Raw genomic sequence first — 14706 nt, 5'->3', positions numbered from 1 at the left:
TCGCGTTGTGCAACGGCATCGAGCTTGTGCCAATTGATGACGGGAATCTGGCTGCCGATGCTGAGTACAATTTATCGGCGAAAGAGATTCCCGATGACCCCAAAACAGCGGGGAATTTGAATCATCGCCCATGAAGAAGAAACCGCAGCATCCTGCGATCGAAACCTTTCAGGCCCGTCAATCCTCGGATGATCGGGAGATTGAAAGGTGTCAAATAACGCAAGTTTCTGTTTGTTTTCAGTATTTTGTGAGGACACCAATCTGTATCCACGTTTTTTTTAATCTGTACCTTTCTCTTCTCGCAGGCTACTTGTTGTATCAATCACATAAACAAATGCTGGGCTGTGCGGCTTGGCGGGATCGGAGCCAAACAGACCTCAGCGCTTGCCAGACAACGCGCAAACAAGGGGCAACCAAGGCTTCACCTAGGGAGGAGCAATCATGTTTATGCGCGCGTTTGAGGCTGTGACAAATGTGGTTTCTGAAATCATGGGGCGCATCGGTTGGCTCCTGATCTTGTACTGCATGGTGTTCGGTGTGTCCGACGTTTTCATGCGGTATGTCTTGAATGCGCCCTCGCAGTGGATCGGGACGACCTTGCAGGCTGCAATGGTGCTGTTGGCCTGCGTTGGTGGTGTCTACGCCCTGCGCCATGACAGCTTCGTGAAGCTTGACCTCTTTTACGCCAATGCAAGCACGCGCAAGAAGGCAATTCTCGACGTGCTTACCGCGCCGGTCGCAATCCTGTTTCTGGTAGTCCTGATCTGGAAGGGATACGAGGCAGGCTCTCTTTCGATGATGCTGAACCAGTGGACACCTACTGCGGTTCCCATCCCGATTTATCCGATCAAGTTCGCAATCCCGGTCAGCGGCTTTCTGGTTCTGCTGATCGTTCTCAGGAAGCTGATCCGCGACCTTCAAACAATATTCGGGCAATCGGCGGGTTAACCCCGTCGCTCTTGTGGGACCGAATAATAACCACATCAACAAACACGAGCTCAACATAAAGGGAGGAGTTCCAAATGAAGATTGAAAGATCTATCAAAGCCACGCTTTGGGCGGGCGCACTCGCAGTCAGCGCAGGTGCCGCCGCCGCCGAAGGTCCGCCGGACGAGGTTACCGAGTGGGTTTTCCAGCCTGCCTTTGACCAAACCGATGCGGGCTGGGACAACGGCCTGATCCCATGGGTCGAAGCTGTCGAGGAAGCCACGCAAGGCACCGTCAAAATCCGTGTTGAGCCCGCAGGCGCGCTGGTCAGCGGCGCCGAGGCATTTGCTGCCGCGGCGGCGGGTCAGACAGACGGCTATGCCGGCTGGGGTTCGGTCTATGGCGGCGACATGCCCGAAGGCATGCTGGCATTCGGTATGGCCATGGGGGCCAACAACACCGAAGAAGCCTGGGAAGTGATGTGGGGCAACCCTGACTACCGCGTAGGCGACATCGTTCAGGCTGCGGCGAATGCCCGGAACTTGCATTGGGTTGGCTGGACCAACCAGGGTCCGAACGCGATGTTCACCAAGTTCCGCGTCGAAAAACTGGAAGACCTGGAAGGCCACAAGATGCGCGCCGGTGGCCCGCAGGCGATCTTCCATTCGACCATGGGTGGCGCGCCCGTGTCGATGAACGGTGGCGAAATCTATACAGCGATCAAGCTGGGTACGATCGAAGGCACCTACTGGGATACCGGCGGCATCGATGACATGTCGTTCCAGGAAGTGATTGACTATGCGATCATGCCTGGCTGGAACCCGGCCCAGCACCAGGAAATCTTTGTGAACCTGCAAAGCTGGAACGCTCTGACCGACTGGCAGCGCGAGCAAATCGACAGCGTTTTCAAAGACACCTACTTTGAAACCAGCCGTCTGCATGCGGAAGGCGTGGAAGAAGCGCTGCAAATCCTGCAGGATGCCGGCGGTGAAGTGATCTATCTGAGCGATGAGGAAGTCGCCCGGATGCGTGAGAAATCCATCGCAGAAGTCTGGCCGCAGGTTGCCGCTGCCTCGAAAGGCAACGCAGAAGGCGTTGAAATCTACAAGCGGTTCCTGGCCGACAAGGCCGCTTCGAACTAAGCAAACCAATTGCGGCGCGTGACTGGTAAACGGTCAAGCGCCGCACCATTGGCCCCATTCCCGGGGCCAATCCATCCCCTTCAGAGATAAGACGTACACAGGTCGGGACATCAGGATCACGACGCGCCTCATGACCCTCTGGTGCCAATGGTAAGGAAAACGAAATGAGCCTAGAACTCATCACATTACTTTATTTTCTTGTTCTTTTTGGCATCTTGTTCATGGGCTTGCCGGTTGCGTTTGGCCTGGGTGGAACAGCCGTCATGTTTGCGATGCTGATCGAACCACGCGCCCTGCTGGCCGTGCCGAGCGCATTCTACTCTACCCCGTGGAGCTCGATCCTTGTGACGGTCCCTCTGTTCCTGTTCATGGGGTCGCTCATACGATTTTCCGGCATAGCCGAGGCCGCTTATGACGCGGTCTACAAGCTGATCGGGCATGTCCATGGCGGGTTGGCCATGGGGACCGTTCAGGTCTGTACCGTTTTCGCAGCCATCACCGGTATAACACCCCCGGCAACCACTACGATGGGACAGATCGCCTACCCTTCGATGATGCGGTACAAGTATGACCGCAAGATCGCCATCGGCTGTATTGCCGCGGGCGGCGCACTGGGTGCCCTGATCCCGCCAAGCGTTCCGTTCATCTTCTACGGTCTGCTGGCCAAGGTCTCGATCGGTGATTTGTTCATGGCCGGTTTGATGCCGGGCCTCATGCTGGCGACGTTCTACACGATCTATATCGGCGTCCGTTGCCGTATTCAGCCAGAGCTGGGCCCTGCCCTGCCCGCAGATCAGAAGTTTACAGCGCGGGAAAAAGTTGGCGCTGTGCTGAGCATCTGGCCCTTCGCTCTGCTGATCGTTGTTGTGCTGGGTGTCATCTGGGGCGGCATCGCCACCCCGGCCGAAGCGGCAGCCTTTGGTGCCGCAGGCGCATTCATCATCAACTTCATCTATGGCAAACTGACCAAAGAGGTTCTGGTTGAATCTCTGGTTTCCACGGTCAAGCTCAGCGGTATGGGTCTATGGATCCTGATCGGTGCCACGATCTACCTTAATGTGTTCAACACGCTGGGCAGTCAGGATCTGTTGACGAACCTGGTTCTGTCCATGCCTGGCGGGGCGACCGGCATCCTGCTGATGATGATGCTGATCATCCTGATTTTGGGCATGGTGATGGACGACTGGGCCATTATCCTGTTGTGCACTCCGCTGTTCATTCCGATCGTGGATGAGCTGGGGATCGACAAACTGTGGTTCGGCGCGCTGTTCATCGTGAACATCCAGATCGCCTATCTCACACCACCGTTCGGTTTCGTTCTGTTCTGGATCAAAGGGGTGCTGCCCAAGGACGTCAGCATGGGCGATGTCTACAACTCGGTTGGCCCCTTCGTGGTGTTGCAGTTCGTCGGCCTCACGTTGATCTTTATCTTCCCGGAAATCGCAACCTGGTTGCCCAACGCGCTGAAGTAGAAGGCTAAATCAGATGTTCAATCACATACTTGTTCCCGTCGCGCCAGGACATGGTTCGGAATACGGCCCCGCAATTGCTGCAGCACAAAAACTGCTGAACGAAGGTGGTCGGATTTCCGTGTTGTCCATTCTGGAAGAGTTGCCGTCTTACATCGGCTCGTACTTCCCTGAAGACCAGATGCAGAAGAGCATTGATGGGGTCTCGGACGACCTGCGCAAAGAACTTGGCTCGGAAGAGGTTGAGATCCATGTGGTCGCAGGTCATTCCACCAACACGATTCTGAGCTGGCAGAAGAAGCACAAACCCGATTGCGTTGTAGTCTTCTCGCACCGCCCGGGGTTTTCAGATCTGTTTCTCGGCTCCACGGCTGCGCGTGTTGTGCGGCATGCCAACTGCAGCGTGGTGGTCCTTCGCTAACCTGAACACCGAGGCGTTAACCTCAGATGTGACATTATTTGGGGCGTCGCGTTTCTGCGGCGCCCCAAGTGGTAGTTTAAGGCACTTCATCTCGCGAATGCGACAGCGTCATTGGCACCAGCCCAGAGACACCCGCGATTGTAACAGACATTCAATCCTTACCGCCATTTTGATCCTTGACCATTTTATGCGCGCAACGTTATCTGCCTGCGATGGTTCTCAACGGCATTGAGTCGGCGAGATGAAATGGGAACGCGGTGCGGTGCCGATCTAGGCCACCAATTCCGTGACTGCCCCCGCAACTGTAAGCGGAGAGCGACCCCGAAAAAACCACTGGGCCCCCGAAGCGGGGAAGCCTGGGAAGGTTCGGGGTAGCGATGATCCGCAAGTCAGGAGACCTGCCATCCGAATATTAACTGAACCGGGCGGGGTGTCCCGGAGGGAGAGATAAATGTTTGAAGCGCTAGCCGCTGACCTACATCATCGTTCTGCCACGACCCCGTCTCAGCGGAGGCGGCGATGCGTCGGACAATCGATACTCAACATCATGGGCTAGACCCAAATGGCCGCTCTGGCCAAAACCGCATCGCGTATTTGGTACAACCGAAAGCGTGCACGTCATGAGCCGCGGTGACTCCGGCGGGCGATCGCTGAAAATGCGCGGGTTCTGTCTGACGAATATGAGCATCGCATCCTTGATCGGTTGCGCCCTGATTGCGGCCGCAATCCTCTGGCTTTGCATTCTGGCGGTGCTTTGATGTCGGCGGTGCTGGAAATCCGCAATCTGGCGCTCGGGTACCCGGGACTTACGCTGTTTCGTGGCCTGTCGATGGATATCGAGCGCGGGTCGACGCTGGCCGTGCTGGGTGCCAATGGCTCGGGCAAAAGCACGTTTATAAAGATGTTGATGGGCCTGATGGACCCATTGGCGGGCAAACTGACTTGGCCCGGCGGAACACCGCGCGAGATCGGGTATCTTGCGCAGATGACCGAGTTTGACCGGCGTTTCCCAATCCGGGTCCGCGATCTGGCGGCGATGGGGGCCTGGAAAGGGTTCGGCCTGCGCGGACGTCTGGATCGTGACACCAAGGCGCGGGTTGATGCGGCGCTGGATGCAGCCGGGGTCCTGAACATTGCAGACCGGTCGCTGCACACGTTGTCGGGGGGCCAGTTGCAGCGTGCACTGTTTGCCCGTGTGATCATGCAGGACGCGCCCATGATCTTGTTGGATGAGCCTTTTGCCGCCGTCGATCAGAGCACCGAGGCTCATCTGCTGACGCTGATCGATCGCTGGCGCGAGGAAGGGCGTGCGGTGGTTCTTGTCGTGCATGATCTTTCTTCGGTTCTTGACCATTGCAGCCATGCGCTGCTGCTGGGCGGTGAGACTGCAAGCTATGGGCCGGTTGACACGGTTCTGACGCCTGACCGCCTTGTCGCGCAGAATTATCTTTCCGCAAGCCAAGTGTCCTGGATGTTCCGAGGCGTGCAGTCCGGAGGCAGTCATGCTTGATATCCTATCTGAGATGTGGAGCTTCGCCTTCATGCGCCGTGCCTTCGTGGCAACCACGGTGCTGTCCGCATCTGTCGCTCCGGTTGGGGCCTTTCTGGTTCTGCGCCGCTTGTCGCTTGCCGGAGAGGCCATGGCCCATGCCATCACGCCCGGCGTTGTCATCGGCTTCGTGACAGCGGGGCTGTCGGTCTTTTCGCTGCTGATCGGAGGGCTGATCGCCGGGGTCGGCGTGGCCATCCTGACGGCGTTTCTGGCCCGCAAAACAATCCTGCGCAGCGATGCCAGCCTGGCCTCACTTTATCTGATCGCCCTGGCGGTCGGTATATTCATCCTGTCGGCCGCGGGCTCTGCGGTGCCACTCAAGAGCTTTCTGTTCGGGTCGATCCTGGGGATCGACGATGCCTCGATGATCCTGGTCGGGTCTGTCGCGACATTCACGCTGATGTCTTTTGCTGTGCTTCTGCGACCGCTGATCGTCAGCACTTGCGATCCCGTGTTCTTCGAGGCCCAGACGAAACGCCCATGGCTTATCGAACAGGCCTTTATGTTGTTGCTGGTTTTGAACCTGCTCGCTGCATTCAAGACTCTGGGCACATTGATGGCTGTGGGCCTGATGATCCTGCCCGCGACATCGGCGCGATACTGGTCCAGCACCATCACCGGACAACTGGGCCTTGGCTTTCTGTTTGCACTGGGAAGCTGCTGGGTCGGGCTGACCTTGTCCTATCTGTTCCCCGCAACACCTTCCGGCCCTGCCATCGTGCTGACCGCCGGCGCGTTCTTCATGATCTCGGCCCTCTTGGGACCCCTCGGATTCGGCGGGCGACTGCGCAAGCCGTCCGACCAAACAAACGCCTCCTTGTCACAATCCTCAGCAGAAGAGAGACCTCAATGACCTTTTGCAAATCCATCTCCGCCGGGTTGGCTTCGGCCTTTCTTGCGCTGTCCAGCCTGCCCGCCGCTGCGGACGAGTTGAACATCGTCGCCAGCTTCTCGATCCTGGGCGATATGGTCGAACAGGTCGTGGGTGACCATGCGAATGTCACCACCATCGTTGGCCCCGATGCCGATGCTCATGTCTATCAGCCTTCCGTTGAAGACGCGAAAGCGGTGGCTCAGGCAGATCTGATCTTCGTCAATGGTCTGGGTTTCGAAACCTGGTCGGATACCTTGATCGCCGAATCCGGAACAGAAGCTTCGGTATTCGTCACCACCGAAGGCGTCATCCCCGTCAAGGTTGACGGCGCAATCGACCCCCACGCCTGGAATGCGCTGACCAATGGCGTGATCTATGTCCAGAACATTACCGCCGTGATGTCCGAGGCGATGCCGGATCGCGCAGATGACTTCGCCGCCAATGCCGAGGCCTATATTGCCGAGCTGACAAAGCTGGACAGCGAGACCAAAGCGAAACTGGCCGAACTGCCAGCTGATCGCCGCACAGTCGTAACGGCGCATGATGCGTTCGGGTATCTGGCGGATGCCTACGGCCTGAACTTTATCGCGCCGGTCGGGATCGACACCGAAGCCGAACCTTCGGCGCAAGAACTTGCCACGCTGATCACACAGCTACGCGACGAAAAGGTCGCTGCCCTGTTTGTTGAAAACATCACCAGCCCGGCACTGGTAAAGCAGATTTCGGATGAAACCGGGATCGAGATCGGAGGACGCCTGTACTCTGACGCGCTGTCCGAGCGCGGCGGCCCCGCCACAAGCTATCTGGCAATGTTCCAGCACAACCTTGGCACGTTGTTGCAGGCACTTGAGCCCAAAGGCGAGAGCTGATTTGAAATACAAGCGGGATGCGTTGATGGCGCATCCCGCATCAGGCTCGAAAGAACCAGAGCCGCCAAAAGCCTGTATTTTAGACTTTCTGATAGTATAACTCTCATGTTTTACTGGTGATCCGCCCGTCACCACGAAAGCACCCCAAATGCCGCGCCAGACTGCCCCCAAGGATCTCAGCCTCAAGTGGCTGGAATTGTTTCAGATTTGCGCCCAGAAGGGTTCGCTTCAGGCAGCGGCGAAGGAAACCGGGCTGACGATCAGCACGATCTCGCACCATTTGCGCAATCTCGAGGATCATTTGGGTGTCGCGCTGTTCAATCACGCGCGCAGGCCGATGGTGCTGACGCCAAAAGGCCATGCGTTTTTGCGCAATATCGACGATGCGTTGCATCTGATCCGAAAGGCCAAAGCCGAAGCCTCGGCCGGCAGCATTGCCGAGGCCAGCTATCTGCGCTTTGGCACGATCGAGGATTTCGACAGCGATATCATACCCGAGCTGGCGGTGTATCTGTCCACCAATATGCCCACCTGCGATTTTCTCTATCACACGGATTCCAGCCACGCGATTATCGAGATGTTGCGTGACCGGCAGCTGGATGTGGGGATATCAACCACGCCCACAGAAAAGATGCCCGATCTTCAGGATCGCCCGCTTTTGCGCGATCCGTTCGTCATCGTGCTGCCAAAGGTAAGTGACGAGTCGCTGACCGATATCGTTGAAGGGCGTACCAAATTGCCGTTTCTGCGATTTTCCAGCACGCTGATCATCGCGCGACAAATTGAATCACAGCTGCGCCGGATGGGTTTTTCCCCCGCTCACAAGTTTGAATGCAGCAACAACCAGACCCTGATGTCCATGGTCTCGGCCGGGGCTGGGTGGACCATCACGACACCCCTGTTGTTCTCACGCGCCAAGAGGTTTCAGCCAAAGCTGAAAATGCATCCTTTCCCGGGAAAGAGCTTTTCACGCACGCTTGCGCTCGTCGCGACACCCGATTGTTCCCGGTCGGTGATCGAGCTGGTCGACACCAAAACCCGGATTTTGATCCGGGACCGCATTCTTGCACCGCTTCATGCGGACTACCCGTGGCTGAGTGATCGTTTCGATTTGGTCGAGTAGCCCGGCGTCGTTCAAAGGATATTGAATCGCTGCCGGATCATCCGATCCTGTTCCGGTGTCAGATAGTTTGGCCGGTGGTCCCGCAAGATTTCCTGCACCTTCCGGCGTGCACGGGACCGCGCATCAAGTGCACCATTCTCGGCCCAGGTCCGGGGCTCATCCCGGTCCGCCAGAGATGGATAGAAATAGTCCCGTTCCATCGCGGCAAAGGTGTGTTGACCGCCCAGAAAATGCCCTTCACCCAGAACCGCCTCGCAAATGGCGTCGAAGCCCAGATTGTCCTCGGTCACCTCGACCCCTCGCAGGGCGCGATAGGTGTTCGAGTGCATCTCGTCATCCAGAACAAAGCCTTCGAAACTGGCCCCCAACAGAGACGCTGTCATGCCCGAGCTTTCGTAGATCAGATTGCCCCCCGCCAGCGCAGCCGCCATCGAGGTCAGCCCCTTCTCGACCCCGTATTGCGCATCAATGGCCTTGGCGTCGGTCATCGAACAGGCCACACCTGACGGCAGCCCCAGCCAGTTCGACAACTGCGCCGAAGCCGCGTTCAACACCGCCGTCTCGCCACTGCCGCCCGAAAACGCGCCTGTGCGCAGGTCGATCACCAGCGGCCAGTTCGAAAACACCATCGGAAATCCGGGCTGGATGGCATGGACCATCACCAGACTGGCCAGTGTTTCGGCAAGTGACTGGGCCAGAAACCCGGCCAATGTCGCGGGCGCGGTTGCCCCGGCCTGCGCGGCAGTAATGCAGGACATCGGGATATTGTGTTCGATACAGGCATAGACGACATCCACCGCATCCTCGCCATAGCGCATCGGCGAAATCACTGGGCTTATATGCGCCTTCATGAAGGGCCGCTTCGAGAACTCACCCGGACCACCGGCAGCGATATCCAGCATCTCGACTATAGGAGCGACGTTCTCGGCCAAAGTGAATGAGGTCGCTGTGGGTTTTGTGGTGTTCTTGATCAGAGCGTATGCCGTGTTCACATCCAGATCGAATGTCTCGGGCACGTCAGTTGCAACGCAACACCGGGTGAACCAGCTGACATTGGCCAGCACATCCTGCAGCCGGGTGAAATCGTGCAAATCACGCAGGGTCGAAGGACGATAAAGACCCGTTTCCAGATCAAGTGTCTGAACTGCGGCCCCCCCTGTTCCGAAATGCACACGGTTGCCACCCACTTCGATCGAACGGGCCTCATCCCGCCCGTACAAAACAAAGGTCTTGGCCGCCTGATCGATGGCCTGTTCGACAAGCTGCGGCGGGAAGGTCACCCTACCCTCGCCCGAGTCGCGCGCGCCGATGGCCAGCAGATCGGCATGCAGCCGCGCCGGCACTTCGCCCATTCCCAATCTGTCGAGCAGATCGAGGGCCGTCGAATAAATGCGTTCCAGCTCAGCCTCGGTAAGCGGTTTGTAACTGCCGCCCGGCTGTCCGGGTGGGCACGGGTCAAGCGCCGGTTTTTCAGCCCGTTGTGCCAGTCGGCCCTTCCGGCCCGCCCGCTTCCCTTGGCGCGCTTCCATGTCCGCCCTTTCGCCCGTTTTTAGTGACCGCATACAACAAGGTCTTGGCCCGTGGGTTCAACGCAAGTCGCATTATTGTCAATATTTCTAATTTCTCTTTCGATATTTTGATTACTGTTACGCAATACCTTGCAAACCCTTGATGCAACCAGACTAATCCCGACAAACCAGCCGGAGGGTCCCTGCATGAAATCGCGCACCAAGGTGGTCGTCATCGGAGGCGGTATCGCCGGTTGTTCAACGCTCTATCACCTGACCCGCGAAGGCTGGAGCGACGTTGTGCTGGTCGAACGCAATGAGCTGACCAGCGGCACCACCTGGCATTCTGCTGCACAGGTGACCAATTTCGGCATGAACCAGACCATGGTCGGGCTCAAGACCCACTCGATCAACCTGTACAAGGAACTGGCCGAGGACCCGGACTATCCGATCAACTATCATCATGGCGATGGCGGTATCCGTCTGGCCAATACGCCGGAACAGATGCAGGGCTATCGCCACTTCGCCTCGATGGCGCGCGGGATGGATGTGCATTTCGAAGTGATCGATGCCGAGGAATGCGCGCGCCGGCATCCGTTGATCTCGACCGAAAACCTGCTGGGCGGGCTCTGGGACCCGCTGGACGGCGATATTGACCCGGCGCAGTTGTGTCAGGCTCTGGCCCGCCGCACCCGCAAAGCCGGGGCCGAAGTGTATCGGAACACGCCTGTCACCGGGCTGACCCAGCATAAGGACGACACATGGACCGTTCACACCGAACATGGTGACATTGACTGCGATATCGTGGTCAACGCCTGCGGATATCGTGTGAACGAGGTCGGCGCGATGATGGGTGTGCATCACCCTATCGCCTCGATGGAACATCAATATTTTCTGACCGAAGAGATCCCCGCCATCCGCGAGGCGGGTCACCGCATGCCGCTGCTGCGCTGCCCAATCAGCGACTACTACTGCCGACAGGAGAAGAACGGACTACTGGTCGGGTTTTATGAGCAAGACTGCAAAACCTGGGGCATGGACGGGATCGACCCGAACTTTGTAAACGCGCTCTGCCCCGATGATCTGGACCGCGTAACAGATGTGCTGGAGGGCGCTTTCGCCCGAATGCCCGCGCTGATGGAGGTGGGCATTCACACCGTCGTCAACGGCCCCATCACTTACACGATTGACGGCGCGCCTCTGGTTGGCCCGATCCCCGGCAAACGCAACGCCTTCTGCATCATCGGTCTGCGCGCCGGGTTGGGCGAAGGTGGCGGCCACGGCTGGCTGCTGGCGCAGCAGATTGTTCATGGCGAAGCTTGCTATGACACCTGGTGCCTCGACCCGCGCCGGTTCACCGGCCATGCGAATGTGGAGCTGACCGCACTGAAGGCGATCGAGGATTATCAGAACGAATTCCGCTTTCATTTCCCTCATGAACACCGCCCTGCGGGTCGCCCGGCCAAGACCACTCCGCTGACACCGGTACTGGCCGCCGAAGGGGCCGAATTTACCGTTGTAAGTGGATGGGAGCGGGTCGATTACATCAAGCCCTCGGGCGAATTTCACCCCTCACTGAGCTTCGGTTTCGATGAGGCTTTCGATCTGATCGCAGCCGAAATTCAGAACGTTCAGACCAATGTCGGCCTGGCCGAAGTGAACGGTTTCAACCGCATTGAGGTCACGGGCGCAGACCGTCACGCGTTTCTTGACCGGATGTTCTGCGGGCCGGTGACCAAGCGCGATGGGCGCGTGGGCCTTGGCTATCTGCTCAACCATCACGGCATGGTCAAGGCCGAGGCCACCATCGCCAACCTGCCCGCCAGTGATCGCGGACCGGCACGGGTTTGGTACGGGTCTGCAGCGGCCAGTGAGTATCACGATATGGACTGGTTGCGGGCGCATCTGCGTGACGATGAGGATGTGCAACTGAACTCATTGACCAACGATCAGACGATTTTGGTCCTCGCAGGACCAAAGGCGCGCGACGTGTTGTCGGCCTGCGCGCGCGGCGACTGGTCGCGCGATGCTTTCCCTTGGCTTTCCTTGCGCGAGTGTTTTGTCGGCATCGCCCCGGCCACGGTTTTGAACATCAGCTTCTCGGGCGAACTGGCCTATGAGATCCACGTTCCGAACAACGCGCTTTATGCTGCCTACCTGGCCCTGCGACAGGCCGGAGACGCGCATGGGCTAAAGCTGTTTGGCGCGCGCGCGGTCGACTCGATGCGGATGGAAAAGGGCTTTTTGCACTGGAAGGCCGATCTGCTGACCGAATTCGACCCATTCGAAACCGGGCTGGACCGGTTTGTGAAGCTGGACAAAGGCGATTTCGTTGGCCGGGAGGCGTTGATAAAACTCCAGGCGGAGGGCGCCCGCAAAAAAATTGTCAACCTGAAGATCAATACGACGAAGGCCCCCGCGCATGGTGGTGCGTCCTTGATGTCAGCAGGCAAAGTCGTGGGCACAATCACGTCAGGGGACTGGGGACATCGCACCGGGCTGAACCTTGCCTACGGTTTCGTCGAACCGGATCTCTCAGCCCCCGGAAGCCGGATGCAGCTTGACCTGTGCGGCGAGATGGTCGAGGCCGAGGTAATTGCCCCCTCACCCTATGATCCGGAATTCGCGCGGATGCGCGCCTGACTCTGACCGCTGTTTCGATAGGCGGTCGGTGTCAGCCCGAATTCAGACCGAAACGCCCGCGTCATAGCGCTTGCGTTTTCATATCCGCAGCGGCTGGCGATCTCGGCCACCGATTGCTGGGTCTCGGCCGCCAGCTTGCGTGCCAGATTCAGACGCAAACGACGATAGAGCGCCTGCGGGGTCGTTCCCAGTTCAGCCTGCACCCGTATTTCGATCTTCTTCTGTGAACAGCCCAGTTGCCGCGCGATGTCCGTGATCTGTACCGGCGTCTCCAACGCGTTTTGCATGACGTTCAGAACTCTGTTGACAAGACTGTCTTCGGAATTCATCGGCAGCGCCGCGGTGCCCGGCTCACTGCGGTTCATCAACAGATGGGCAACTTCCATCGACAAAAGCGGGCCGTGATCCGCCTGAATCAGCGCTGTTGCCAGATCATATGCCGCCATCGCGCCGGAACAGGTGATCCTGTTGCGATCGATCACAAAGCGTTCCTGAACCGCGTCAATCTCTGGAAAAGCCTCCTCGAACCGCGAAAGCTCATCCCAATGGATTGTCGCGCGGCTCCCTTCCAACAGACCTGCGTGGGCGAGCAACCAACTGCCTGTGTCCAGACCGGCCAGCACTGCGTGCCGTGTCGCGGCCCGACGCAGCGCGCGCGCAGTTTCGGGCACTGCAAGGTCAAGGTATCCGTAGGACGGCATCACAACCAGCGCATCGCCGGTCTCAACCCCCAGCGCCCCATCCGGCGTCACCCGCAACCCGCTGGAACTCTGAACCGGCGCACCATCCATCGAATAGAATCGCCACGTATAAAGCGACTGCCCAGCTAGTGTATTTGCCGCGCGCAGCGGTTCGACGAAACTGGCCAGACAGTGGTTCGAAAACCCGTCAAACAGCAGAATGTTATATCTCTGTATCAAGTTTTTCTAACTCCGCATGAATTCTTACGATTACTGCATGTCATGAGATCAGGCAATCTCGTTTCATCGGGAACCAGAAATCAAGGGAACACGCGCCATGCAGTTTGGATTGTCCGAAGAACAGGAAATGATCGTCTCGACGGTTCGCAGCTTTGTCGAAAACGAAATCTATCCGCATGAGGCCGAGGTCGAACGCACCGGTCAAGTCCCGCATGAGTTGGGCGAGCAGATCAAACAGAAGTGCATCGATCTGGGATTCTACGCCTGCAACTTCCCGGAGGAGGTTGGCGGCGCCGGCCTGTCGCATCTCGATTTCACTCTGGTCGAGCGCGAACTGGGTCGCGGCTCGATGGCGTTGACTCATTTCTTCGGTCGTCCGCAGAACATCCTGATGGCGTGCAATGATGAACAGCGCGAACGCTATCTTCTGCCCGCTGTGCGCGGCGAAAAGATGGACGCGCTGGCGATGACGGAACCGGATGCGGGTTCGGATGTGCGCGGCATGAAGTGCCAGGCCGTGCGCGATGGCAGTGACTGGGTCATCAATGGCTCAAAACACTTCATTTCGGGGGCCGAACACGCGGATTTCTTCATCGTGTTCATTGCAACCGGAGTAGACGAGACCCCGAAAGGCCCCAAAAAACGCATCACCACCTTCCTTGTGGATCGCGGCACACCCGGGTTCGAGGTGCGAGACGGGTACAACTCGGTCAGCCACAAGGGCTATAAAAACTACATCCTGTATTTCGACAATTGCCGCCTGCCCGACGCGCAGGTTCTGGGCGAGGTCGATGGCGGCTTTGCTGTCATGAACGAGTGGCTCTATGCGACCCGGCTGACGGTTGCGGCCTTCTCAGTCGGGCGTGCGCGGCGCTGCTTTGACTATGCGCTGAACTATGCCGCCGAGCGCAAGCAATTCGGACAGCCGATCGGCAAATTTCAGGGTGTCGGATTCCAGATTGCCGACATGATCACCGAGATCGATGCTGCCGATTGGCTGACTCTCTCTGCTGCTTGGCGTCTGGATCAGAACCTGCCGTCGAACCGCGAGATCGCCTCGGCCAAGCTGTATGCGTCCGAGATGTTGGCGCGGGTCACCGATACCACGTTGCAGATTTATGGCGGCATGGGCCTGATGGATGACTTCCCAATCGAGCGTTTCTGGCGCGACGCGCGGGTTGAACGCATCTGGGACGGCACCAGCGAGATACAGCGCCACATCATCAGCCGCGATCTGCTGCGTCCGTTGGGCGCCTGA

The 14706-nt window shown here is 58.2% G+C and carries 12 protein-coding genes and 1 riboswitch; of the genes, 10 read left to right on the top strand and 2 right to left on the bottom strand.

All coding sequences use genetic code 11. The features are described from left to right. Nucleotides 1-441: 441 nt before the first annotated feature. The 8 genes from ACR3E4_RS20015 (at nt 442) to ACR3E4_RS19980 (ending at nt 8377) form a co-directional block, all read left to right on the top strand. Complete coding sequence (locus ACR3E4_RS20015) at nt 442-948, top strand: TRAP transporter small permease subunit (RefSeq protein ID WP_480531016.1); 507 nt, start codon at nt 442-444, stop codon at nt 946-948. 74 nt (nt 949-1022) lie between these two features. Beyond that, nucleotides 1023-2069, top strand: a complete 1047-nt coding sequence (locus ACR3E4_RS20010; RefSeq protein ID WP_480531014.1) for a TRAP transporter substrate-binding protein — start codon at nt 1023-1025, stop codon at nt 2067-2069. Between the two features lie 164 nt (nt 2070-2233). Next, nucleotides 2234-3541 carry a TRAP transporter large permease gene (locus tag ACR3E4_RS20005; protein ID WP_480531012.1) on the top strand — a complete coding sequence of 436 codons (1308 nt, stop codon included), beginning with the start codon at nt 2234-2236 and terminating at the stop codon, nt 3539-3541. Between the two features lie 13 nt (nt 3542-3554). Further along, nucleotides 3555-3959 (top strand): universal stress protein, encoded by a 405-nt coding sequence (locus ACR3E4_RS20000; protein ID WP_480531010.1) that lies wholly within the window; start codon nt 3555-3557, stop codon nt 3957-3959. Between the two features lie 196 nt (nt 3960-4155). After that, nucleotides 4156-4379, top strand: a riboswitch (cobalamin riboswitch). Between the two features lie 337 nt (nt 4380-4716). Beyond that, nucleotides 4717-5469: a metal ABC transporter ATP-binding protein gene (locus ACR3E4_RS19995; RefSeq protein ID WP_480531008.1), complete on the top strand. Its 753-nt coding sequence runs from the start codon at nt 4717-4719 to the stop codon at nt 5467-5469. After that, a complete protein-coding gene (locus ACR3E4_RS19990; RefSeq protein WP_480531006.1) occupies nt 5462-6364 on the top strand; it encodes a metal ABC transporter permease in 903 nt (300 codons plus the stop codon). Before ACR3E4_RS19995 ends, ACR3E4_RS19990 begins: the two co-directional genes overlap by 8 nt. Next, on the top strand, nt 6361-7254 hold the full coding sequence (locus ACR3E4_RS19985) for a metal ABC transporter substrate-binding protein (protein WP_480531004.1): 894 nt from the start codon (nt 6361-6363) through the stop codon (nt 7252-7254). Before ACR3E4_RS19990 ends, ACR3E4_RS19985 begins: the two co-directional genes overlap by 4 nt. A gap of 148 nt (nt 7255-7402) precedes the next feature. Then, nucleotides 7403-8377, top strand: a complete 975-nt coding sequence (locus ACR3E4_RS19980) for a LysR family transcriptional regulator (RefSeq protein ID WP_480531002.1) — start codon at nt 7403-7405, stop codon at nt 8375-8377. Between the two features lie 11 nt (nt 8378-8388). On the opposite strand, the gene ACR3E4_RS19975 is transcribed toward ACR3E4_RS19980, so the two are convergent. Beyond that, the gene (locus ACR3E4_RS19975) at nt 8389-9906 is read right to left on the bottom strand and encodes a trimethylamine methyltransferase family protein (RefSeq protein WP_480531000.1); all 1518 of its coding nucleotides are present in this window, start codon (nt 9904-9906) and stop codon (nt 8389-8391) included. Nucleotides 9907-10092: 186 nt separating this feature from the next. Between ACR3E4_RS19975 and ACR3E4_RS19970 the strand changes: the two genes are divergently transcribed. Continuing rightward, the gene (locus ACR3E4_RS19970; protein WP_480530998.1) at nt 10093-12528 is read left to right on the top strand and encodes a GcvT family protein; all 2436 of its coding nucleotides are present in this window, start codon (nt 10093-10095) and stop codon (nt 12526-12528) included. Here the strand turns inward: ACR3E4_RS19970 and ACR3E4_RS19965 are convergent. Continuing rightward, entirely contained in the window at nt 12495-13448 is a 954-nt protein-coding gene (locus ACR3E4_RS19965; RefSeq protein ID WP_480530996.1) for a GlxA family transcriptional regulator, read from the bottom strand. The genes ACR3E4_RS19970 and ACR3E4_RS19965 overlap by 34 nt on opposite strands. 97 nt (nt 13449-13545) lie before the next feature. Here ACR3E4_RS19965 and ACR3E4_RS19960 point away from each other — a divergent pair, with 97 nt between their 5' ends. Next, nucleotides 13546-14706, top strand: coding sequence for an acyl-CoA dehydrogenase family protein (locus ACR3E4_RS19960; protein WP_480530994.1), 1161 nt, complete (start codon nt 13546-13548; stop codon nt 14704-14706).

It is taken from the genome of Ruegeria sp. AP11 (genome assembly GCF_056535865.1).
Note: the sequence above shows the minus strand (reverse complement) of the source record. Positions and strands in the feature narration are given on the sequence as shown.